The following is a 19,972-nucleotide window of genomic DNA, read 5'->3' as shown; positions in this document are numbered from 1 at the left end:
CCTCGCACACCCCCCCGCACCGGGTTCGCGCCCGGCTCGCGTCCGAGCGGTCGAAGCGCATGCGCCGAAGGCGCGAGTCTCGACCGCTCGGACGTGAGCCCCCGAAGGGCGCGAACCCCGTCGCGCGGAGGCGCGACAAAATCAACGCGGCCCGAACTGGCGGTCGCCGGCGTCGCCGAGGCCGGGGACGATGAAGGCGTCGGCGTTCAGGCCGGTGTCGATGGCGGCGGTCACCAGCCGCACCGGCAGCCCCGAGTCGCCGAGCGCGGCGATGCCCTCCGGCGCGGCGACCACGCAGAGCGCGGTGATGTCGCGCGCGTTCCGCGCCACCAGCAGTTCCAGCGTGTGCCGCATGGAGCCGCCGGTGGCGAGCATCGGGTCGAGCACGAAGACCGGCACGTCGGAGAGGTCCTCCGGCAGCGACTCCATGTAGGGCACCGGCTGGTGCGTCGCCTCGTCGCGGGCCATGCCGACGAAGCCGATCCTGGCGTCCGGCACGAACCCCGCGGCGGCGTGCACCATGCCGAGCCCGGCGCGCAGCACCGGGACCAGCAGCGGCGGCGCGGCGAGCCGGGTGCCGTCGGCGATCGAGACCGGGGTGGTGACGTCGAACCGGATGACCGGGGCGTCGCGCAGCGCCTCGTAGACGAGGATCCCGGTGAGATCGCGCAGCGCGGAGCGGAACTCGGCGTTCACGGTGCGCGCGTCGCGCAGCGTGGTGAGCAGTGCGGCGGCCAGCGGATGGTCCACGGTGTGGGTGCGCATGATGGAACGATAAGGTCGCCGCGGGGAAATTCGGCGCCGAGCCAGGGAACCGGCGGCCGAGCGGGCGCGTCGAAGAGAGTGAATGACGTACTCTGCCTGGGAAACGGATGGGGGGCTGTTATGGACAAGACGTCGGCGGATACCGATGGCATCGTCGCCTACGGTGCGTCCGCGCAAGTCATGGCCGGGGAGATGGCCGCGGCGGGCGCGTCGGCGGCGGGGGCCGGGCCCGCGCTGCTCGGCCCGATCATGGGGTTGATCGGCGGCGACTTCATGGCCGCGTACGCCGCGGCGCACGCGGGCCAGGTCGCCGCCATCGGCCAGCTCTCCGCGGTGCTGACCAGCATGGGCGGGGCGGTGACGGCGGCGGCGGGCGCCATCGCGGACACCGAGCTCGGCAGCGCGGCCGCCATCGCGCCCGTCGATCCGAACGGGTGAGCGCGTGATCGACATCGACGCACTGGCGAAACCGCTGGTCGACCTGCTGAATTCGTTCGGCTCCGGCGTGCTGCCCGCGGGCGGCCCGGCCGATGCGCTGCGCGCCACCTCCGCCGCGGTCGACCGGATCCACGAGCTCGGCCGCACCAGCATCAACCAGGTGAACACCGCGTGGGACGGCACCGCCGCCGACGCCACCACCGCCAAGGCGCTCCGGGTGCAGACCTCGGCCGCGACGATCTCGGACAGCAACACCGAGATGGCGACCGTGGTGAACCAGGCGGCCGCCGAGGTGGAGAGCGGGCAGAAGGATCTCAGCGGCATCCTGCAGTCCTTCGTCTCCACCGCCACCGCGCTCGGCCCCGCCATCGCCACCCCGCCCGGGATCACCGCGGTGATCGGCTCCGCCATCGACCACATCAACCAGGCGGTCGGCGTGGTCGGGCGGGTACAGGGCGAGCTGGACACGCACACCGCGAGCATGAGCGGGCTGACGCCGCCGCCGTCCACCTCGCTCGCCTCGACGCTGGCCTCGTCCGGGATTCCGCAGCAGCTGCTCTCCGGGGCCAGCGGGGTGGCGAGCAGCGCCGGGTCGCTGCTCAGCACCGTGATGAACAACCCGCTGGTCACCGAGGCGTCCAAGGCGGCGACGCCGTCGGCGACCACGCCGTCGCCGAGCACCACCCCGTCGGAGCCGGGCGCCGCGGCGCCGACCCGCGACGGCGTCGAGATCACGCTGCCGGACGGCAGCAAGGTCGAGGCGCCGAACGAGCAGGCCGCCACCGCGGTGCAGGCCGCGCTCGGCACGGTCGGCACCCCGTACGTCTGGGGCGGCAACTCCCCCGGCGCCGGGCTCGACTGCAGCGGCCTCACCAAGTACGCCTACGGCGAGGCCGGGGTCGAGCTGCCCCGGCTCGCGGCCGAGCAGGGCAGCGGCGCCACCCAGATCTCGGCGGGCGACCTCATGCCGGGCGACCTGGCGATCTGGGACGGGCACGTCGCGATGGTGATCGGCAACGGCCAGTTCGTCGAGGCCGGTGACCCGGTCCAGATCAGTTCGGTGCGAACGGAGAACTCGGGGATGGACTTCTACGGCTTCTACAGGCCGACCACGTGAGCGAGCAGCAGGGGCCCGGCGTCCCGCCGGTCACCGTGGCGGCCAGCAGCAATCGCGCGGGCACCATCACGGTGCGCGCCACCGATCAGGGCATGCCGGTGGAGATCGGCTTCGAGCGCAGCGAGTACCGGTACGGCGCGCAGGCGCTCGCCGACGAGATCCTGCGGCTCACCAAGCGCTCCACCATCGCGGCCAAGGCCAAGCGGCGCGAGGCGCTGACCGAGGCGGGCATGCCCGCCGACATCCTGGACCGGCTCGGCCTGCCCACCCGTAACCAGGCGGTGGACGAGCTCGACCGGATGGACGACGCGGACACCGGCCCGACGAGCTGGATGAGGCCGGTATGAGCGCGGAGATGGACGCGCTGGTCGCGAAGGCGACCAGCAAGCTGGAGGCGTTGGAGGCGGCGCTGCACGGGCTGAAGCAGGTGCGCGGCCGGTTCGCCACCGAGGACGGCGCGGTCGAGGTCGAGGTGGACAGCGACGGCGCGCTCACCGCGCTGCGGCTCTCCGAGGCCGTCACCGGGCTCTCCCCCGCCGAGGTGGGCAGGCTCATCGTCTGGGCGTGCAGGCAGGCCGCGGAGGAGGCGGGCGGGCAGCGCTCGAAGGTCGTTGCGACACTGAACGAGTCGTTCGCCCCCGAGCCGGCTCCCGGTGCCGCGGGCGGGGCGGGGCAGGCGGGATAGTGCCTGAGCCGGAAGGTCGATAGGCTTCCGCCCATGGCTTCTGGAGACATCGTCCCGATCGAGCTCGGTCTGACCGATGGCGATCTCGTCACCCTCTGGGCACCGCGCTGGCGGGACGGTGACGACGAGTGGGAGGCGTTCCTCGGGCACGAGGACAGCCTGTACGGATTCGAGTCCGTCGCGGAGCTCGCCGCGTTCATCCGCACCGACTCCGACAACGATCTCGTCGAGCATCCGGCCTGGAAGGTCGTGGCCGCGCTGTCCGCGGCGGAGCTGGAGCCGGAGGAGGAGCACAGCTTCGACCTGGTCGGGGTGCCCGAGCTGGCCGCGGCCGACCCGGATTCCGACACCGTCGCCGAGCTGGAAGACACGCTCGAGATGGTGCGCAACATCGGCGAGGTCTGCGAGCTGGACACCGTCACCAAGTTCTTCGGCGGGAACCCGGTGCTCGGCGCGCTGCCCGGCGGGCCGAACGCCTTCACCGGGCGCGACGGCGAGGAGCTCTGGGACCAGATCGGCGCCGCCATCGCCAAGGGCTGGGACAGCGTGCTCGACGCCATCGACGGCGTGGTGAAGTCGCCCGAGGTGGATGCCGACGCGGTCGCGGTGGCCGAGGCCGAGCTGCTCGCCGCCGAGGAGAACGTGGTCGACGCCGACGACGCCGCGGACAGCGAGGAGTTCGAGGCCGTCGATCTGACCAAGGCCGACGACGAGGACGCCGAGGACAGCGACGACGACGAGGACGAGTCGTTCTGGGCCGAGGTCGGCATCGACCCGGTCAAGATCATCACCGCCGACGGCACCTGGTTCACCCTGCGCTGCTACCTCGACGACGAGCCGATCTTCCTCGGCCGCGACGGCTCCATCGCGGTCTTCGACTCGGAGCGCGCCCTGGCCAGGCACCTCGCCGACGACCACGAGCACGACCTGGCCCGGGTGAGCACCTACGACGAGGTGCAGACCGCGGCCACCGACGGCTCGCTGGAGGTCGAGGTCACCGACGAGAACGTCTACGTGCTCCCCGGTCTCGGCGACGACCTCGGCGAGGGCCCGCTCACCGTCGACGTCGACCAGCTCGACCTCGCCGTCGAGCTCTTCACCGACGCCGCCGACTACGCCGAGGACGACGCGGTGGAGAAGGCGCTCGCCCCCTCCACCCCGCTCGGCTGGTACGTCTCCTACCTGCTCAACCCGGACCCGACCCGGCTGGCCCCGAGCCCGCCGTTCCAGGCCGAGGCCACCGCGTGGCGCGAGCTGGAGACCTGGTTCGAGACCAAACTCGACCAGCGGAAGTGAGCCGCTAGCCGAGCATCACCGCGTAGCCCGGCTTGATCACGTCGTCGATGATCTTCAGCCGGTCCGGGAACGGGATGAACGCCGACTTCATCGCGTTGATGGTGAAGCGCTCCAGATCGCTCCAGCCGTAGCCGAAGGTCTGCACCAGCTTGAGCATCTCCTTGCTCATGGTGGTGTCGCTCATCAGCCGGTTGTCGGTGTTCACCGTGACCCGGAAGCGGAGCCGGGCGAGCAGGTCGAACGGGTGCTTGTCCAGCGAGGGGACGGCGCCGGTCTGCACATTGGACGAGGGACAGAGCTCCAACGGGATCCTCGTGTCCCGCACGTACTTCGCCACCAGCCCCAGCTGGGCGTCGGCGACCGAGCCGGGCACGGAGATGTCGTCGGTGATCCGCACCCCGTGGCCGAGCCGGTCGCAGCCGCAGTAGGCCAGCGCCTCGTGGATCGACGGCAGCCCGAATGCCTCGCCCGCGTGGATGGTGAAGTGCGCGCTGTTGGCCCGCATGTACTCGAAGGCGTCCAGGTGCCGGGTGGGCGGGTACCCCACCTCGGCGCCCGCGATGTCGAAGCCGCCGACGCCGCGGTCCCGGAAGCGCACGGTGAGCTCGGCGATCTCGCGCGAGCGGGCCGCGTGCCGCATGGCGGTGAGCAGGCAGACCACGGTGATCCGGCCGCCGGCCGCCGCGACCAGCTCCTCGCCCTCGCGGAAGCCGGCCAGGGTGTGCTCGACCACCTCGTCCAGGGTGAGGCCGCGGGCCAGGTGCTGCTCCGGCGCGAAGCGCACCTCCGCGTAGACCACGCCGTCCGCGGCGAGGTCCTCGACGCACTCGCGGGCGACCCGGCGCAGCCCGTCCGGGGTCTGCATGACGGCGACGGTGTGCGCGAAGGTCTCCAGGTAGCGCTCCAGCGAACCGCTGTCGGCGGCATCGCGGAACCAGGTGGCGAGGCTCGCCGCGTCGGCGGCCGGTAGCTCGTCGTAGCCACACTCGCCTGCCAGTTCGAGCACCGTTGCGGGGCGCAGGCCACCGTCCAGGTGGTCGTGCAGCAGCGCCTTCGGCGCGCGGCGGATCGAGGCGAGGGTGAGCGGCATCGGTCCTGTCATGACCCAACGTTAGCCGCCGACGGCGCCCGCGTACCGCTGGTTACCGGCTGTGGCAGTGCTGGTTCACCGGGCGCTCGCCCCCGGGCCGGTTCCGGTTGGCCGCGGCGTCACCGCGCAGAGCGCGCTCCGGCCACGCCCGCGGCCGGCGGGTGCGCCCGCCCCCCGCGAGCGCGATGGGCACCGCCCGGTCGGCGGGTGTCCGGCGGCGGCGGGCGGCGTCAGTCGATCCGATCGAGGATCAGGGGACCCGCGGGGGCGACGCCCGCTTCGGGGTCGATGGTGGTGGCGTTGTCCAGTGCGGCCCGGGCACGGGCGAAGGCGTCGGGGGTGTCGGTGTGCAGGGTGAAGAGGGGGGCGCCCGCGCGGACCCGCTCGCCGGGCTTGGCGTGCATGACCACGCCCGCGCCCGCCTGCACCGGATCGCCCTGGCGGGCCCGGCCCGCGCCGAGGCGCCAGGCGGCGTCGCCGACCGCGCGGGCGTCGAGCCGGGTGAGCACACCATCGGCGGCGGCGGTGACGGTCTCGGTGTGCGCCGCGCGCGGCAGCGCGGCGTCCGGGTCACCGCCCTGGGCGGCGATCATGGCCCGCCAGTGGTCCATCGCCCGCCCGGAGGCAAGGACCTCGGCCGGGTCGGCCTCCAGCCCGGCGGCGGCGACCATCTCGCGGGCGAGCGCGAGGGTCAGCGCGACCACGTCCTCCGGGCCACCGCCCGCGAGCACCTCGACCGATTCGGCGACCTCGAGCGCATTGCCCGCGGTGCGGCCGAGCGGGGCCGCCATGTCGGTGAGCAGGGCGGTGGTGCGCACCCCGGCGTCGGTGCCGAGCTCGACCATGGTGCGGGCGAGTACCCGCGCGTCGTCCAGGTCGGGCAGGAAGGCGCCCGCCCCGACCTTGACATCGAGCACCAGCGCCGCGGTGCCCTCGGCGATCTTCTTGCTCATGATCGAGCTGGCGAGCAGCGGCACCGACTCCACCGTCCCGGTGACATCGCGCAGCGCGTACAGCTTGCGGTCCGCCGGGGCGAGCCCGGCGCCCGCCGCGCAGATCACCGCGCCGATCGCCGGGTCGGCCAGCAGCTCGCGCATCCGGGTGACCGGGATGTCGGCCTGCCAGCCCGGGATCGCCTCCAGCTTGTCCAGCGTGCCGCCGGTGTGCCCGAGCCCGCGCCCGGAGAGCTGCGGCACCGCCGCGCCGCAGGCCGCGACCAGCGGCGTGAGCGGGAGCGTGATCTTGTCCCCGACCCCGCCGGTGGAGTGCTTGTCCACGGTCGGCCGGGGCAGGTCGGTGAAGTCCATTCGCTGCCCGGAGGCGATCATGGCGGCGGTCCAGCGCGCCGTCTCCCTGCGGTCGAGCCCGCGCCAGACGATCGCCATGGCCAGCGCGGCCATCTGCTCGTCGGCCACCGCGCCGCGGGTGTAGGCGTCGACGACCCAGTCGATCTGCTCGTCGGCGAGCTCGCCGCCGTCGCGCTTGGCCGTGATGATCGAAACCGCGTCGAGTGCCCTCACGCGGCCGAGTGTGGCACAGCGGCGCCGCCGGTGCCGGGGCTCAGCGCTGCCGCTCGCCCGCGGCGAGATCGTCCGGTCCGAAGGCGTCGGGCAGCAGCTCGCCGAGGCGTTTCGGCCCGGACGGGTGATCGATCAGCAGCTCCGCGCCGCCGTGCTCGTAGAGCACCTGCCTGCAGCGGCCGCACGGCATCAGGATCGCGCCCCTGGAGTCGCAGACCGACACCGCGCGCAGCCGCCCGGCGCCGGTGGCGACGGCAGTGCCGACCAGCACGCACTCCGCGCACAGCCCGAGGCCGTAGGACACGTTCTCCACGTTGCAGCCGGTGACCACCCGGTCTCCGGCCAGCGCGGCCGCGCCGACCGGGAAGCGCGAATAGGGCGCGTAGGCTCGTTCCATGGCGTCGCGTGCGTTCGCGCGCAGGGCCGTCCAGTCGATCGTCATCCGCACCCACTTTCGGTTTCTCCATTACCGCCGAGTAGCTTTCCGGGTGAACGCGGCAACGCGGTGAGACATTTTCCACATTGCGCCGGTCCGCAATACCGAGCAGCGCATCACCACCCCGCTTCCGGAACGGAATGCGGAGAACTCGGGGAACGATCCCGGTTTACTCCCATTTTTCCCTGCGGTACAGGGGATTTGGACCCCGGAACGGGGGCGGGAGCACCCACTCCGGCGGGCCGGAAGCGGGCGTGCGGAGGCCGCACGACAACCCTTTCCGCTGCGACAAAGGTAAGCCTAACTCGAACGGGTGTCGCGCAACGCACGGCACGCCGAATTAGTTCCGGCAAACCCGGAGGATTAGAGTCGATCGCAGAACGGTTCAGTTTCCCGGCGGCGGGCCGGAGCGCAGCCACCTGGGCATTCGCCCCCTCCACGCAGCCGGCGTCGGATCTGTGACCGGGTCCATCAACGACGTTGGAGGCACCGCACGCTATGACCACGATCGAAGCTCCGGCTCAGCCGAAGCGGAAGACGCTGTACCGAGGCGACCCCGGAATGTGGTCCTGGGCGCTGCATCGGATCACCGGCGTCACGCTGTTCTTCTTCCTTTTCGTCCACGTGCTGGACACGGCCCTCGTCCGGGTGAGCCCCGAGGCCTACAACGACACGATCGAGACCTACAAGAACCCGCTCGTCGCGCTCATGGAGATGGGACTCGTCGTCTGCGTGCTCTTCCACGCGCTGAACGGCGTGCGGGTCATCCTGGTCGACTTCTGGTCGCAGGGGCCGCGCTACCAGAAGCTGATGCTCTGGATCATCCTCGGCGTCACCGCGGTGCTGGCCGGCGGCGCCATCGGCCGGATGTTCTTCTACCTCTTCACGGAGCACTGAGATGTCTGCACCCGTCCTCGGCAAGTCCTACGACCGCCCGGCCAGCCTCGATCTGCCGCGCTCGCCGCGCGGCCGGGCGAGCAGCAACTTCGAGAAGTACGCCTGGCTGTTCATGCGCTTCTCCGGGCTGCTGCTGATCGTGCTCGTGATCGGCCACATGTCGATCATGCTGCTGCTCGACGGCGGCGTGAAGCGGCTCAACTTCGCCTTCGTGGCAGGCCGCTGGTCCAGCCCGTTCTGGCAGGTCTGGGACCTGTCGATGCTCTGGCTCGCCCAGCTGCACGGCGGCAACGGGCTGCGCACCGTGATCGCGGACTACTCCCGCAAGGACTCGACCCGGTTCTGGCTGAACTCGCTGCTCGCGATCTCGATCATCCTGATCGTCAGCGTCGGCACGTACGTCATCTTCACCTTCGACCCCAACATCAGTTAGGAACAGGCACCCTCGATGACAGAAATTCGTCCTGTTCAAGAGCACCGCTACGACGTCCTGATCGTCGGTGCGGGCGGCGCGGGCATGCGCGCGGCGATCGAGGCGGGGCCGCGCGCCAGGACCGCGGTCCTGACCAAGCTGTACCCGACCCGCAGCCACACCGGCGCGGCCCAGGGCGGCATGTGCGCGGCGCTGGCCAACGTCGAAGAAGACAACTGGGAGTGGCACACCTTCGACACCGTCAAGGGTGGCGACTACATCGTCGACCAGGACGCCGCCGAGATCATGGCCAAGGAGGCCATCGACGCGGTGCTCGACCTGGAGAAGATGGGGCTTCCGTTCAACCGGACCCCCGAGGGCCGGATCGACCAGCGCCGCTTCGGCGGGCACACCCGCGACCACGGCAAGGCGCCGGTGCGCCGCGCCTGCTACGCCGCGGACCGCACCGGCCACATGATCCTGCAGACGCTGTACCAGAACTGCGTCAAGCACGACGTGGAGTTCTTCAACGAGTACTACGCGCTCGACCTGGTGCTCACCGAGACCGACCACGGCCCGGTCGCCACCGGCATCGTCGCCTACGAGCTGGCCACCGGTGAGCTGCACGTCTTCCACGCGAAGTCGATCATCTTCGCCACCGGCGGCTCCGGCCGGATGTACAAGACCACCTCGAACGCGCACACCCTGACCGGCGACGGCATGGCCATCGTGTTCCGCAAGGGGCTGCCGCTGGAGGACATGGAGTTCCACCAGTTCCATCCCACGGGGCTGGCCGGGCTCGGCATCCTGATCTCCGAGGCGGTCCGCGGCGAGGGCGGCATCCTGCGCAACGCCGAGGGCGAGCGCTTCATGGAGCGCTACGCCCCCACCATCAAGGACCTCGCGCCGCGCGACATCGTCGCCCGCTCGATGGTGCTCGAGGTGCTGGAGGGCCGCGGCGCGGGCCCGAACAAGGACTACGTCTACATCGACGTGACCCACCTCGGCGCGGACGTGCTCGAGGAGAAGCTGCCCGACATCACCGAGTTCTCCCGCACCTACCTCGGGGTCGACCCGGTGAAGGAGCTGGTCCCGGTATTCCCGACCTGTCACTACGTGATGGGCGGCATCCCGACCCGGATCCGCGGCGAGGTGCTGCGCGACAACGAGAACGTGGTGCCCGGGCTGTACGCCGCGGGCGAGTGCGCCTGCGTCTCGGTGCACGGCGCCAACCGGCTCGGCACCAACTCGCTGCTCGACATCAACGTCTTCGGCAGGCGGGCGGGCATCGCCGCCGCCGAGTACGCGGAGCGCTCCGAGTTCGTCGAGCTGCCGGAGAACCCGGCGGCCATGGTGCAGGACTGGCTCGCGCTGATCCTCTCCGACCACGGCAACGAGCGGGTGGCCGACATCCGCACCGAGCTGCAGCGGTCGATGGACAACAACGCGTCGGTGTTCCGCACCGAGGACACGCTGAAGCAGGCGCTGACCGACATCCACACGCTCAAGGAGCGTTACGCGCGGATCACCGTGCAGGACAAGGGCAAGCGATACAACAGCGACCTGCTCGAGGCGGTCGAGCTCGGCTTCCTGCTGGAGCTGGCCGAGGTCACCGTCGTCGGCGCGCTGAACCGCAAGGAGTCGCGCGGCGGGCACGCCCGCGAGGACTACCCGGACCGGGACGACGTCAACTTCATGCGGCACACGATGGCGTACAAGGAGGGCGCGGAGCTGCTCTCCGACATCCGCCTCGACTTCAAGCCGGTCGTGCAGACCCGCTACGAGCCGATGGAGCGTAAGTACTGATGACTGCCGTACTGGACAAGTCGACGCCGGCCGCCGCTGCGCCGGTGCCGGAGGGTTCGACCATGATCACCGTCAAGGTGGCGCGGTTCAACCCGGAGGACGACCTCGGCGCGCACTGGGAGTCGTTCCAGGTGCCGGTGCTCACCACCGACCGGTTCCTGAACGTGCTGACCTACATCAAGTCCTACCTGGACGGCACGCTCACCTTCCGCCGCTCCTGCGCGCACGGGGTCTGCGGCTCCGACGCCATGCGGATCAACGGGGTGAACCGGCTGGCCTGCAAGGTCCTGATGAAGGACATGCTGCCCAAGGACGGCAAGAGCATCACCGTCTCCGTCGAGCCGATCCGCGGCCTGCCGGTGGAGAAGGACCTCATCGTGAACATGGAGCCGTTCTTCGACGCGTTCCGCGCGGTGAAGCCCTACCTGATGACCTCGGGCAACGAGCCGACCCGCGAGCGGATCCAGAGCCAGGCCGATCGGGCCAGGTTCGACGACACCACCAAGTGCATCCTCTGCGCCTGCTGCACCACCTCGTGCCCGGTGTACTGGCACGACGGCAGCTACTTCGGCCCGGCCGCGATCGTGAACGCGCACCGCTTCATCTTCGACAGCAGGGACGAGGGCGCGCGCGAGCGGCTCGACATCCTGAACGACGTCGAGGGCGTGTGGCGCTGCCGCACCACCTTCAACTGCACCGACGCCTGCCCCCGTGGCATCGAGGTGACCAAGGCGATCCAGGAGGTCAAGCGGGCCCTGCTCTTCGCCCGCTGAGCTCCCCGGTTCCGCGGCGACGGCCGCTCTCGCTCCGCGCGAGGGCGGCCGTCGCCGTCTCACCAGCCGTCCGGCAGCGGGTCCGCGCGCGACCAGCGCTCGCCGGCGAGCACGACGTGGCCGAGGAAGCGGAGCCCGACGGTGCCGGCGGCGGCGCCGAGCACGGTGCTGGCGCGCCGGTCGTCGTAGCTGGGCGAGGGATCGCCGGACGGGTGGTTGTGCACGACGGCGAAGGCGCGGCCGTCGTGCCTGAGCACGGTGTTCAGGATCTCCCGCACCGGGACGGCGACCTCGTCCAGCGCGCCCTGCGCGACGAAGACCCGGTGCCGCAGCCGGTGCCTGGCATCGCAGACCAGGACCAGCAGCCACTCCACCCGCGCGCCGGTGAACAGCGGGGACGCCACCGCCGCGACATCGGCGGCGCCGGCGAGCACCCGCCCGGGGGCGGCGCCGCGGGCCCGCGCGGCCAGGTGGAAGGCGGCGACCACCGTCGACGCCTTGGCGACGCCCATCCCGGTGCGCCGGGCGAGCTCCTCCGGCCGCGCCGCCGCCAGCCCGGCGGGCCCGCCGTACTCGGCGAGCAGGGCGTGCGCGAGATCGATGACGCCGATGCCGCGGTTCCCCTCGCGCAACAACAGGGCGAGCAGCTCACCGTCGGTGAGCGCGTGCGCTCCGAGCGCGAGCAGCCGCTCCCTCGGACGCTGATCACCGGGTAGACCGGCCAACGGTACCGACATCGAACCCCCTCCATGCACGGTGCAGGGTTGCCATGGTGCCAGGGGGTACCGACAGACCGGTCAGCCGTCGAGCACGGCCGGTTCGCGCGGCGCGGGCGCGGCGAGCGAGTCCGCGGCCAGCCGCTCCAGGTGCAGCAGCCTGCGCTCGTGCACCACGATCCGGCGCAGCGCCTCGTTGACCGTGGCGTTGCTGTTCGAGGTGCCCAGGATGGCTGCGGCGGCGGCCAGCAGCCGCTGGTCGAGATCGATCCGCACTGTACGCATGCGTCCTCCTTGTTACATTCGCCATCTTGCGTCATGAACGCCGCCGGCGCGAGGGCTTCGGTCCGAATCACACAGCGCGGCGCGCCCAGCTGAGCAGTGTGTACAGCTGCGGCGGGGCGCGTTGCCGCGCCGGGCCCGCGGTGCTTGCATCGGGGTATGTTCACCGAAGCGCAGCTCTACTCGCCGGTGACCCGCGGCGGCGACGGCGCGGTCCGGGTCCGGCTGAGCGCGGAGCACCCGGGCGCGCGGGACCGGGAGTACCGGGCCCGGCGCGACGCCATCGCGGCGCTGGCGCTGGCGCACACCCCGGGCGAGCCCGCCCCCCGGGTGGCCTACACCGAGCGCGAGCACGCCGTCTGGCGCACCGTCTCCACCGAGCTCGCGCGCAAGCACCGCACCTACGCCTGCGCCGAGATCCGGCTCGCTGCGCGGGAATTCGGGCTGCCGACCGACCACGTGCCGCAGCTGGACCAGGTCTCCGCCGCGCTGGCGCCGCTGAGCGGGTTCCGCTACGCGCCCGCCGCCGGGCTGGTGCCGCTGCGGGAGTTCTTCGGCGCGTTCGCGGACCGGGTCTTCCACGCCACCCAGTACCTGCGGCACCACAGCGCGCCGCTCTACACCCCGGAGCCGGACGCGGTGCACGAGATCGTCGGGCACGGCACCCAGCTGGCCAGTGCCAGGCTGGCCGCGCTCTACGTCGCGGTCGGCGCGGCGGCGCGGCGGCTGCGCACCGACGCCGCGCTGAAGTTCCTGGCCGACGTCTTCTGGTTCTCGCTGGAGTTCGGGGTGCTCCGGGAGCGCGGCGAGCTCCGCTGCTACGGGGCCGGGCTGCTCTCCTCGTACGGCGAGATCGAGGAGTTCCGCGCGGCCCTGCTGCGCCCGCTGGACGTGGCCGCCATGGGCACCGCGGTCTACGACATCACGCACTACCAGCCGGTGCTCTACTGCGCCCGCTCGTTCACCGAGGTCGAGGAGGTGCTCGGCGCCTTCTTCACCGGCATGGACGACGACACCCCCGCCCGCTGCGCCAGGGACGGGCGGTTATCCGGCTGACCGGCCCAGCGGCAGGCCGTTCTCCAGCAGCGCGAGCGCTCGGTCCAGCGCCGCCCAGTCCAGCGGGCTGCCGAGCGCGGTGACGAGCACCGCCCCGGTGAACGCGCCCGCCGTCACCCTGACCTCCTCGTCGTCCGGGTCGCGGCCGAGCCGCTCGGCGAAGAGCCCGCTCAGCATGTCGATCCCGCGCTCGAGCTCCACCGCGATGGCCGAGCGCAGCTCCGGGGTGTGGTAGAGCAGGTCCTGGCGTTCCTGCTCGAAGGCGAGGTCCGCCGGCGGCACCGAGCTCAGGACCGTCGCCATGGCCGCCCGGAACGCCGCGAACAGGCTCAGCTCCGGCGGCTGCGCCCGGTACTCGGCGATCAGCGGGGCATCCAGGTCGTCGGCCAGGATCAGCTGCTCCTTGGCCGGGAAGTAGCGGAAGAAGGTGCTCGGCGAGACCTCGGCGGCCGCCGCGATCTGCTCGACGGTCGTCTCCGCGTAGCCCTGCTCCCGGAACAGCCGGAAGGCCTGCTCGCGAATGGTGCGGCGGGTGCGTTCCTTCTTGCGTTCGCGCAGTCCGCGCACCGCGACGTCATCGGCCATGCCCCGATTCTGACGGATCGGCGAGCCGCGGCGCGGCGCGCCCGGGCAACGTCCGCAGCGCCACCGGCGCCGCGACCAGGCAGAGCAGCGCGCAGAGCGCGAGCATGACGCCCATTCCGGCGACGAAGGCGGCCTGGACCCGCTCCAGCAGCGCGGCGTCCCCGAGCTGCCGCGCCACCGCTACCCCGGCGTTCACGCTCTCGTCGACCGGCGGCCGGTTCGCGGCGCCGAGCTCGGACCGGTAGACCGCGGCGAGCACCGCGCCGAGGAAGGCGACCGCGATCGTCCCCGCGGCCTGGCGCAGCGCCTGGATCAGCGCGGAGCCCGCGCCCGCGCGATCGCCGGCGAGGTCGTCCAGCGCCGCCGCCATCGCCGCGGGCAGCGCGGCGCCCATGCCCGCGCCGGTCAGCGCCACCCACAGCGCCACGAAGCCGAACCCGCTCGCCACCGAGGTGCAGCCGCCGAGCCCGAGGCCGAGCGCGAGCAGCCCGAGGCCGAACCCGACCGTGCGCGCGGTGCCGAGCCGGACCCGAAGCACATCGCCCGCCCGCGACCCCACCAGCAACCCGGCGATCAGCGGCAGCAGCCGCAGCCCGCTGCCGAGCGCGTCCACCTCCAGCACGGCGCGGTAGTACTGCGGCAGCGTGAAGAAGAGCCCGAACAGCCCGAAGGTGATGACCACCGCGAACACCGAGCCCCAGCGGAAACCGCTGCGCCGGAACAACTCCAGATCGGCCAGCGGGTACGCGGCGCGCCGCTGGTGGTACACGAGCGCCACCAGCAGGGCGACACCGGCGGCCGTACTCAGCCAGCCGAGCGGGTCGGCGAGGCCGTCCTCGCCGAGCCGGATCAGACCGTAGGTGAGCGCGAGCATCCCGGCGACGGAGAGACCGGTTCCCGGCAGATCCATCGGGCGCCGCCCCGGATCCCGCGACTCCGGGACCAGCGCCGCCACCGCGGCCATGCCGATCAGCACCACCGGCACGTTGATCAGGAACACCGAGCCCCACCAGAAGGTGGTCAGCAGCCAGCCGCCGAGGATCGGGCCGAGCGGCAGCCCGATCGCGGTGGCGGTCACCCAGATGGACATGGCCCGCGCGCGCTCGGCCGGATCGGCGAAGAGCACGGTCACGGTGGCCATGGTCATCGGGATCATGGCGGCCGCGGCGATCCCGAGCACCGTGCGGGCGGCGATCAGCTGACCGGGCGAGTCCGCGTAGGCGCAGGCCACCGAGGCGAGCCCGAAGACGAGCAGCGCGCCGAGCAGCAGCGAGCGCCTGCCGTACCGGTCACCGAGCGTGCCCGCGGGGAGCAGGACGGCGGCCAGCGCGAGCGTGTAGGCGGTGGAGAACCACTGCAGTGCAGCGCTTCCCGCGCCGAGGTCGATGGCGAGCGTCGGCAGCGCGACGGTCAGCACCGTCATGTCGAGGCCGATGACGGTCATGGCCAGCGCCATCGCGCCGAGCGCGGACCAGCGGTGGGTGGCGGAAGGGGGCACAGCGTCTCCAAAAATGACAGTTACTATTGTTTGACAGTCTCTACCAGTTTTTTCGAGCTGTCCAGACCTCGATACGCTGCTCCCTGATGAACACTCGCGACCCGTGGCGCGCGGTCGCCGCGGTGCTGGCCACCGCCGCCCTGCTCGCCGGCGCCGTGGCCGCGCCGGCCATCGCCCAGCCCCCCGCACCGCCGACCACCACCCCGTTCAGCACGCCGGACACCGCCGACTGCGCGCAGCGGACCAAGCCGCCCGCCCCGATCGACGCCTCCGAGGTGCCCGCGCCGGGCGAGCGGGCGCCCGAGCCGCTGCCGGTGCCTTCGCCTGCCGTCGGCGGTAGACGGATGGCGGAATGCGGTGTCGTACTGCCCGATTCGGCCGGATCCGTGCCCGCCGAGATCTCCGCCACCGCCTGGGTGGTCGCCGACCTGGACACCGGCGAGGTGCTCGCGGCCAAGGACCCGCACGGCCGCTACCGGCCCGCGAGCACCATCAAGGTGCTGCTCGCCACGGTGGCGCTGCGCGCGCTGAAACTCGACACCGTGGTCACCGGCACCGCCGCGGACGCCGACGTGGAGGGAACGCGCGTCGGCATCGGCCCCGGCGGGCGCTACACCAACCGGCAGCTGCTCCAGGCGCTGGTGATGGCGTCGGGCAACGACGCCGCGCACGCGCTCTCCGCCCAGCTCGGCGGCGACCAGGTCGCGGTCGCGAAGATGAACGACCTGGCCCGCTCGCTGCGGGCGCTGGACACCAGGGCCGCGACGCCGTCCGGGCTGGACGGGCCCGGCATGAGCACCTCCGCCTACGACCTGGCGGCGCTCTTCCGCGAGGCCATGACCGAGCCGCGATTCGCCGAGTTCATCCGCACCGAACAGATCGACTTCCCCGGCTTCCCGCCCGATCCGCGCATCCCCGGCGACCCCGACCACCCCGGTTTCGTGATCGGCAACGACAACCACCTGCTCTACAACTACGAGGGCGCGCTCGGCGGCAAGACCGGGTTCACCGACGACGCCAGGCAGACCTTCGTCGCCGGCGCCGAGCGCGGCGGCCGCAGGCTGGTGGTGACGCTGCTCAAGGCGGACGTGCTGCCGCTGCGGCCGTGGGAGCAGGCGGCCCGGCTGCTCGACTACGGGTTCGCCGTGCAGCGGGGGGCCGGGGTCGGGGCCCTGCCGGACGGTTCCGCCGCGCCGTCCGACGGGGGTCCGACGCTGGCCGCGCCGCCCGCGGGGGCCACCGGCGACCGCGACATGCCCCGTACCGGCAGCGATGCCCGCGACCGCGCCCGGATCTTCTTCATCGCAGCGGGCGTTTTCATCGTCCTGGCCCTGCTCGTCGCCGCGCGCAGCGTCAACCGCCGTAGGCGCTGACCCGAGCCCGGGCGATCCGCCAGGTCGGCACGGCATCCGCTGCCCGGAGCGGCTCGGCGCGCCGACACCGCGACGCGCAGCCGTGGCGCGCACCGGAAGTGGTTCGGCTCAGCGCTTGCGCAACAGCCAAATCCCCAGCGCGGCAGCGGCGCCCGCGCCGAACCAGGCGGCCCCCGCCGCGGCGGTGGTCCCGGCGGGCCCGACCCGCGGCTCGATGACAGCGGGAGCGGGGGCCGGAACCGTCACCTCGCGCTCGTTCTCCCGCGCGGTCGCCGCCCACGCCGTGGCGAAGAGCACGATCCGATAGGTGATGTAGCTGAACACCATCAGGCCGATGATCGACCCGAAGGTCGCCCCGGCCGGACTGCTCAGCACCGTCTGCAGGTAGAGCGAGGCCACCAGCTTGAACACCTCGAAGACCACCGCCGCGATCGCCGCCGCCTTGGCCGCGCTCTTCAGCGTCACCGGCTCGCGCGGCAGCCGGGCGATGATCCAGCAGAACACCGCCCACGAGGCGAGCGAGCCGAGCACGATGCCGATCAGCACCAGCAGGAACCGCGCCCCCGGCAGCTCGGAGAGCTTGAAGAACCGCAGCAGCGACTCGCCCAGCCCGCTGGAGGCCAGCCCGGAGAGCCCGAGCGAGACCGCCATGGCCAGCCCGAGCCCGAGCAGCGCGACGAAGTCGGAGAGTTTGGTGGTGAACCAGTTCCCCTCCTCGGTCTTCTGGTCCCACTGCTCGGTGAGCGCCGCGCGCAGGTTCGCCATCCAGCCGAGCCCGGTGTAGACGCCGGTGAGCAGCCCGAGCACGCCGACCGTGCTCCGGGAGCGGATGGCCTGGTCGATCAGGTCGTTGAGCTGGTCGCCCATCGAGCCGGGGACGTTCTCGATGACCTTCTCCTGCACCTGCCCGAGCAGGTCGGGGTTGCCCGCGAGCACGAACCCGGCGACCGCGAAGGCCACCATGAGCAGCGGGAAGAGCGAGAGCACGGTGAAGTAGGTGATCCCGGCGGCGTAGTAGTCACCGCGCTGGCGCTGGTAGCGGCCACCGGCCCGGACCACGTGGTCCAGCCACGGCCTGGCCTGGATGCGCCGCTCGATCCCGGCCTTGGTGTCGTCGATCACCTGCATGGTCTCGCCCCTCGGCTCGGCCCCCGCGCTTACTCACCGAGTGAGCAGCCCCACCCGATCGTAAACCTGTGCGAGCGTGTTGCCGGCGATCTCGCGCGCCCGCGCGGCACCGGCGGCGAGGATGCGGTCGAGTTCGCCCTGATCACTCAGGTACTCGTCGACCCGGGCGCGGAACGGGGTGACGAACTCGACAAGGGCCGCGGCGACGTCGGCTTTCAGGTCGCCGTAACCCTTGCCCGCGTAATCCTTCTCGAGGGTGTCGATCGGGGTGCCGGTGACCGAACTCAGGATCACCAGCAGGTTGCTGACGCCCGGCTTGGCCGCCTGGTCGAAGCGAATCTCGCGCTCGGTGTCGGTGACCGCGGAGCGGATCTTCTTGGCCGTCACCTTCGGGTCGTCGAGCAGGTTGATCAGCCCGGCGTCGGTCGAGGCCGATTTGCTCATCTTGGCGGTCGGGTCCTGCAGGTCGTAGATCTTGGCGGTGCCCTTCACGATGTGTGCCTCCGGCACGACGAAGGTCTTCTTGAAGCGGGTGTTGAAGCGCTGCGCGAGATTCCGGGTCAGCTCCAGGTGCTGGCGCTGGTCCTCGCCGACCGGCACCTGGTGCGGGCGGTAGAGCAGGATGTCGGCGGCCATGAGCACCGGGTAGGTGAAGAGCCCGACGGTGGTGTTGTCCGCGCCCTGCTTGAGCGACTTGTCCTTGAACTGGGTCATCCGGCTCGCCTCGCCGAAGCCGGTGATGCAGCTCAGCACCCAGGCGAGCTCGGCGTGCTCGGGCACCTGGCTCTGCACGAAGAGCGTCGACTTCTTCGGGTCGATGCCGATGGCGAGCAGCTGCGCGGCGGCGCCGCGGGTGCGGGCGCGCAGCTCCTTCGGGTCCTGGGGGACGGTGATGGCGTGCAGGTCGGGGATGAAGTACAGGGCGTCGTAGTCGTCCTGCATGGTGACCCAGTACTGCAGCGCGCCCAGGTAGTTGCCGAGGTGGAACGAGGAACTGGTCGGCTGGATCCCGGAGAGCACGCGCTGTTTGCGCTCACCGGGCTGCGCGGAGCTGGACATGCCCCGATCTTCGCACGCGGCATCAAGCGGAATTCCGGGTGTCCACCCCCGGCATGCTCGGCCTTCCGGTGCGCACCAGCTCCTGCTCGCGCTTGGAGACCAGCCGGTACACCGGCGCGCTCGGCCCGGCCAGCGTGGAGCGCAGCACCGGCGGCAGCAGCGGCGGGCGCAGGTGCGCGGCGCGCACCGCCCGCGCCAGCGCGCGGTACCCGGCCTCCTCGCGCAGCCCCCAGCGCATCTCGTACAGCTCCCTGATGCGCGGCGGCAGGCTGCCCTGGACCAGCAGGAAGAAGCCGGAGGTGACCTGTTGCAGCGGCGGCCGCTGCGGGTACGGCACCTGCTGCCCGGCCAGGTAGGAGCCGACCAGCCTCGCCTCCTCGGTGAGGAACAGCTCGTCCGAGGCGAGGTAGCCGTCGAAGTACGCGCGGAAGCCGCGGTAGCTCGCGGGGGCCGCGCCGCGCGGCATGCCGAAGAGCTCGCCCCAGCGGACGTAGTCCTGGTAGAGCCCCTCGCGCTCGCCGTCGGTGAGCCGGTGCACCAGCAGGTCGTACATGACCTCGGCGGAGTCGAAGGTGAAGGCCATGGTCAGGAACATCAGCTGCGGGTCGTTCGCGGAGTACGCGGTGCCCGCCGGGTGGTGCGGGCCCGCGTCCTCGGGCAGCGCGCCGTGCACCGGGGCGTGCCTGCGCGCGGTGTAGGCAAGGGCCCGGTCGGCCTCGTCCTTCGTGCCGAGGAAGACCGCCTCGAAGAGCTTGCCGGTGAGCGCGAGCCGGGTGTACGGGGTGGCGCGGTGCGCGGTGTTCTCGGCGGTGCCGACGTAGAGCAGCGGATTCACCGCGCCGACCACGAGCGCGCGCTGCCCGTAGGTCAGGCCGACGATCCGCTTGCTCATGACCCGCCTGACCATGGAGCCGTCCGCGAAGTATCCGGTGCTCATCGGGGGTGCCGCCTTCCGCTCGTGGCATCTGGCAAGATGATCCCCCAGATTATGGCCCGGGGCAACCGCGCGGAGTCGGAACACGGCCGTGTCAGAATCGAGA

Annotated in this window: 22 protein-coding genes; 11 read left to right on the top strand and 11 right to left on the bottom strand. The window is 71.9% G+C overall.

Translation table 11 applies throughout. From position 1 onward, the window contains the following. Positions 1-141 precede the first annotated feature (141 nt). Positions 142-765 carry a uracil phosphoribosyltransferase gene (gene upp / locus LTT61_RS23345; protein ID WP_233016191.1) on the bottom strand — a complete coding sequence of 208 codons (624 nt, stop codon included), beginning with the start codon at positions 763-765 and terminating at the stop codon, positions 142-144. Positions 766-885: 120 nt separating this feature from the next. Between upp and LTT61_RS23340 the strand changes: the two genes are divergently transcribed. From LTT61_RS23340 to LTT61_RS23320, 5 genes are read left to right on the top strand one after another with little or no spacing between them, the layout of a single operon-like run. After that, positions 886-1,203, top strand: coding sequence for a hypothetical protein (locus LTT61_RS23340; RefSeq protein WP_233016190.1), 318 nt, complete (start codon positions 886-888; stop codon positions 1,201-1,203). 4 nt (positions 1,204-1,207) lie between these two features. Further along, a complete protein-coding gene (locus tag LTT61_RS23335) occupies positions 1,208-2,320 on the top strand; it encodes a C40 family peptidase (RefSeq protein WP_233016189.1) in 1,113 nt (370 codons plus the stop codon). Further along, entirely contained in the window at positions 2,317-2,667 is a 351-nt protein-coding gene (locus LTT61_RS23330) for a hypothetical protein (protein WP_233016188.1), read from the top strand. The genes LTT61_RS23335 and LTT61_RS23330 overlap by 4 nt, the downstream gene beginning before the upstream one ends. Continuing rightward, entirely contained in the window at positions 2,664-3,005 is a 342-nt protein-coding gene (locus tag LTT61_RS23325) for a YbaB/EbfC family nucleoid-associated protein (protein WP_233016187.1), read from the top strand. Before LTT61_RS23330 ends, LTT61_RS23325 begins: the two co-directional genes overlap by 4 nt. Positions 3,006-3,038: 33 nt before the next feature. Beyond that, positions 3,039-4,301: a primosomal protein gene (locus LTT61_RS23320; protein WP_233016186.1), complete on the top strand. Its 1,263-nt coding sequence runs from the start codon at positions 3,039-3,041 to the stop codon at positions 4,299-4,301. Between the two features lie 4 nt (positions 4,302-4,305). Here LTT61_RS23320 and LTT61_RS23315 read toward each other — a convergent pair whose 3' ends face one another. The 3 genes from LTT61_RS23315 to LTT61_RS23305 form a co-directional block, all read right to left on the bottom strand. Next, positions 4,306-5,403 carry an adenosine deaminase gene (locus LTT61_RS23315; RefSeq protein WP_233016185.1) on the bottom strand — a complete coding sequence of 366 codons (1,098 nt, stop codon included), beginning with the start codon at positions 5,401-5,403 and terminating at the stop codon, positions 4,306-4,308. A gap of 218 nt (positions 5,404-5,621) precedes the next feature. Next, on the bottom strand, positions 5,622-6,911 hold the full coding sequence (locus tag LTT61_RS23310; RefSeq protein WP_233016184.1) for a thymidine phosphorylase: 1,290 nt from the start codon (positions 6,909-6,911) through the stop codon (positions 5,622-5,624). 40 nt (positions 6,912-6,951) lie between these two features. Next, on the bottom strand, positions 6,952-7,353 hold the full coding sequence (locus LTT61_RS23305) for a cytidine deaminase (RefSeq protein WP_233016183.1): 402 nt from the start codon (positions 7,351-7,353) through the stop codon (positions 6,952-6,954). Between the two features lie 492 nt (positions 7,354-7,845). On the opposite strand from LTT61_RS23305, the gene sdhC reads away from it, so the two are divergent. The 4 genes from sdhC to LTT61_RS23285 are packed head-to-tail and all read left to right on the top strand — an operon-like array spanning position 7,846 to position 11,235. Beyond that, a complete protein-coding gene (sdhC, locus tag LTT61_RS23300) occupies positions 7,846-8,244 on the top strand; it encodes a succinate dehydrogenase, cytochrome b556 subunit (RefSeq protein ID WP_233016182.1) in 399 nt (132 codons plus the stop codon). A gap of 1 nt (position 8,245) precedes the next feature. After that, positions 8,246-8,677 carry a succinate dehydrogenase hydrophobic membrane anchor subunit gene (locus LTT61_RS23295; RefSeq protein ID WP_233016181.1) on the top strand — a complete coding sequence of 144 codons (432 nt, stop codon included), beginning with the start codon at positions 8,246-8,248 and terminating at the stop codon, positions 8,675-8,677. Positions 8,678-8,692: 15 nt separating this feature from the next. After that, complete coding sequence (sdhA, locus tag LTT61_RS23290) at positions 8,693-10,462, top strand: succinate dehydrogenase flavoprotein subunit (protein WP_233016180.1); 1,770 nt, start codon at positions 8,693-8,695, stop codon at positions 10,460-10,462. Beyond that, positions 10,462-11,235 (top strand): succinate dehydrogenase iron-sulfur subunit, encoded by a 774-nt coding sequence (locus tag LTT61_RS23285; RefSeq protein WP_233016179.1) that lies wholly within the window; start codon positions 10,462-10,464, stop codon positions 11,233-11,235. The genes sdhA and LTT61_RS23285 overlap by 1 nt, the downstream gene beginning before the upstream one ends. Positions 11,236-11,294: 59 nt before the next feature. Here LTT61_RS23285 and LTT61_RS23280 read toward each other — a convergent pair whose 3' ends face one another. Together LTT61_RS23280 and LTT61_RS23275 are read right to left on the bottom strand one after the other, a co-directional pair. Continuing rightward, positions 11,295-11,972: a JAB domain-containing protein gene (locus LTT61_RS23280; protein WP_233016178.1), complete on the bottom strand. Its 678-nt coding sequence runs from the start codon at positions 11,970-11,972 to the stop codon at positions 11,295-11,297. Between the two features lie 60 nt (positions 11,973-12,032). Then, positions 12,033-12,236: a type II toxin-antitoxin system VapB family antitoxin gene (locus LTT61_RS23275; protein ID WP_233016177.1), complete on the bottom strand. Its 204-nt coding sequence runs from the start codon at positions 12,234-12,236 to the stop codon at positions 12,033-12,035. 156 nt (positions 12,237-12,392) lie between these two features. Between LTT61_RS23275 and LTT61_RS23270 the strand changes: the two genes are divergently transcribed. Continuing rightward, entirely contained in the window at positions 12,393-13,289 is an 897-nt protein-coding gene (locus LTT61_RS23270) for a phenylalanine 4-monooxygenase (protein ID WP_233016176.1), read from the top strand. Here the strand turns inward: LTT61_RS23270 and LTT61_RS23265 are convergent. Next, positions 13,278-13,874, bottom strand: coding sequence for a TetR family transcriptional regulator (locus tag LTT61_RS23265; RefSeq protein ID WP_233016175.1), 597 nt, complete (start codon positions 13,872-13,874; stop codon positions 13,278-13,280). The genes LTT61_RS23270 and LTT61_RS23265 overlap by 12 nt on opposite strands. Then, the gene (locus tag LTT61_RS23260) at positions 13,864-15,372 is read right to left on the bottom strand and encodes a DHA2 family efflux MFS transporter permease subunit (protein WP_332909200.1); all 1,509 of its coding nucleotides are present in this window, start codon (positions 15,370-15,372) and stop codon (positions 13,864-13,866) included. Before LTT61_RS23260 ends, LTT61_RS23265 begins: the two co-directional genes overlap by 11 nt. Positions 15,373-15,458: 86 nt before the next feature. On the opposite strand from LTT61_RS23260, the gene LTT61_RS23255 reads away from it, so the two are divergent. Beyond that, positions 15,459-16,745, top strand: a complete 1,287-nt coding sequence (locus LTT61_RS23255) for a D-alanyl-D-alanine carboxypeptidase family protein (RefSeq protein ID WP_233016174.1) — start codon at positions 15,459-15,461, stop codon at positions 16,743-16,745. A gap of 108 nt (positions 16,746-16,853) precedes the next feature. Here LTT61_RS23255 and yhjD read toward each other — a convergent pair whose 3' ends face one another. From yhjD to LTT61_RS23240, 3 genes are read right to left on the bottom strand one after another with little or no spacing between them, the layout of a single operon-like run. Beyond that, the gene (gene yhjD / locus LTT61_RS23250; RefSeq protein ID WP_233016173.1) at positions 16,854-17,873 is read right to left on the bottom strand and encodes an inner membrane protein YhjD; all 1,020 of its coding nucleotides are present in this window, start codon (positions 17,871-17,873) and stop codon (positions 16,854-16,856) included. A 33-nt stretch (positions 17,874-17,906) separates the two neighbouring features. After that, positions 17,907-18,932: a tryptophan--tRNA ligase gene (trpS, locus tag LTT61_RS23245; RefSeq protein ID WP_233016172.1), complete on the bottom strand. Its 1,026-nt coding sequence runs from the start codon at positions 18,930-18,932 to the stop codon at positions 17,907-17,909. A 22-nt stretch (positions 18,933-18,954) separates the two neighbouring features. Then, positions 18,955-19,869, bottom strand: a complete 915-nt coding sequence (locus LTT61_RS23240) for an oxygenase MpaB family protein (protein WP_233016171.1) — start codon at positions 19,867-19,869, stop codon at positions 18,955-18,957. Positions 19,870-19,972 lie beyond the last annotated feature (103 nt).

The organism is Nocardia asteroides, assembly GCF_021183625.1.
Taxonomy (GTDB): Bacteria; Actinomycetota; Actinomycetes; order Mycobacteriales; family Mycobacteriaceae; genus Nocardia; species Nocardia asteroides_A.
This window is presented reverse-complemented; position numbering and strand designations above follow the sequence as displayed.

Excerpts from the sequence above, each read along its gene's own strand:
- LTT61_RS23295 (WP_233016181.1), top strand. The coding sequence starts at position 8,246 with ATGTCTGCACCCGTCCTCGGCAAGTCCTACGACCGCCCGGCCAGCCTC.
- LTT61_RS23325 (WP_233016187.1), top strand. The coding sequence starts at position 2,664 with ATGAGCGCGGAGATGGACGCGCTGGTCGCGAAGGCGACCAGCAAGCTG.
- LTT61_RS23270 (WP_233016176.1), top strand. The coding sequence starts at position 12,393 with ATGTTCACCGAAGCGCAGCTCTACTCGCCGGTGACCCGCGGCGGCGAC.
- LTT61_RS23255 (WP_233016174.1), top strand. The coding sequence starts at position 15,459 with ATGAACACTCGCGACCCGTGGCGCGCGGTCGCCGCGGTGCTGGCCACC.
- LTT61_RS23285 (WP_233016179.1), top strand. The coding sequence starts at position 10,462 with ATGACTGCCGTACTGGACAAGTCGACGCCGGCCGCCGCTGCGCCGGTG.
- upp (WP_233016191.1), bottom strand. The coding sequence starts at position 765 with ATGCGCACCCACACCGTGGACCATCCGCTGGCCGCCGCACTGCTCACC.
- sdhA (WP_233016180.1), top strand. The coding sequence starts at position 8,693 with ATGACAGAAATTCGTCCTGTTCAAGAGCACCGCTACGACGTCCTGATC.
- sdhC (WP_233016182.1), top strand. The coding sequence starts at position 7,846 with ATGACCACGATCGAAGCTCCGGCTCAGCCGAAGCGGAAGACGCTGTAC.
- LTT61_RS23280 (WP_233016178.1), bottom strand. The coding sequence starts at position 11,972 with ATGTCGGTACCGTTGGCCGGTCTACCCGGTGATCAGCGTCCGAGGGAG.
- yhjD (WP_233016173.1), bottom strand. The coding sequence starts at position 17,873 with ATGCAGGTGATCGACGACACCAAGGCCGGGATCGAGCGGCGCATCCAG.
- trpS (WP_233016172.1), bottom strand. The coding sequence starts at position 18,932 with ATGTCCAGCTCCGCGCAGCCCGGTGAGCGCAAACAGCGCGTGCTCTCC.
- LTT61_RS23240 (WP_233016171.1), bottom strand. The coding sequence starts at position 19,869 with ATGAGCACCGGATACTTCGCGGACGGCTCCATGGTCAGGCGGGTCATG.
- LTT61_RS23265 (WP_233016175.1), bottom strand. The coding sequence starts at position 13,874 with ATGGCCGATGACGTCGCGGTGCGCGGACTGCGCGAACGCAAGAAGGAA.
- LTT61_RS23340 (WP_233016190.1), top strand. The coding sequence starts at position 886 with ATGGACAAGACGTCGGCGGATACCGATGGCATCGTCGCCTACGGTGCG.
- LTT61_RS23275 (WP_233016177.1), bottom strand. The coding sequence starts at position 12,236 with ATGCGTACAGTGCGGATCGATCTCGACCAGCGGCTGCTGGCCGCCGCC.
- LTT61_RS23315 (WP_233016185.1), bottom strand. The coding sequence starts at position 5,403 with ATGACAGGACCGATGCCGCTCACCCTCGCCTCGATCCGCCGCGCGCCG.
- LTT61_RS23305 (WP_233016183.1), bottom strand. The coding sequence starts at position 7,353 with ATGACGATCGACTGGACGGCCCTGCGCGCGAACGCACGCGACGCCATG.
- LTT61_RS23320 (WP_233016186.1), top strand. The coding sequence starts at position 3,039 with ATGGCTTCTGGAGACATCGTCCCGATCGAGCTCGGTCTGACCGATGGC.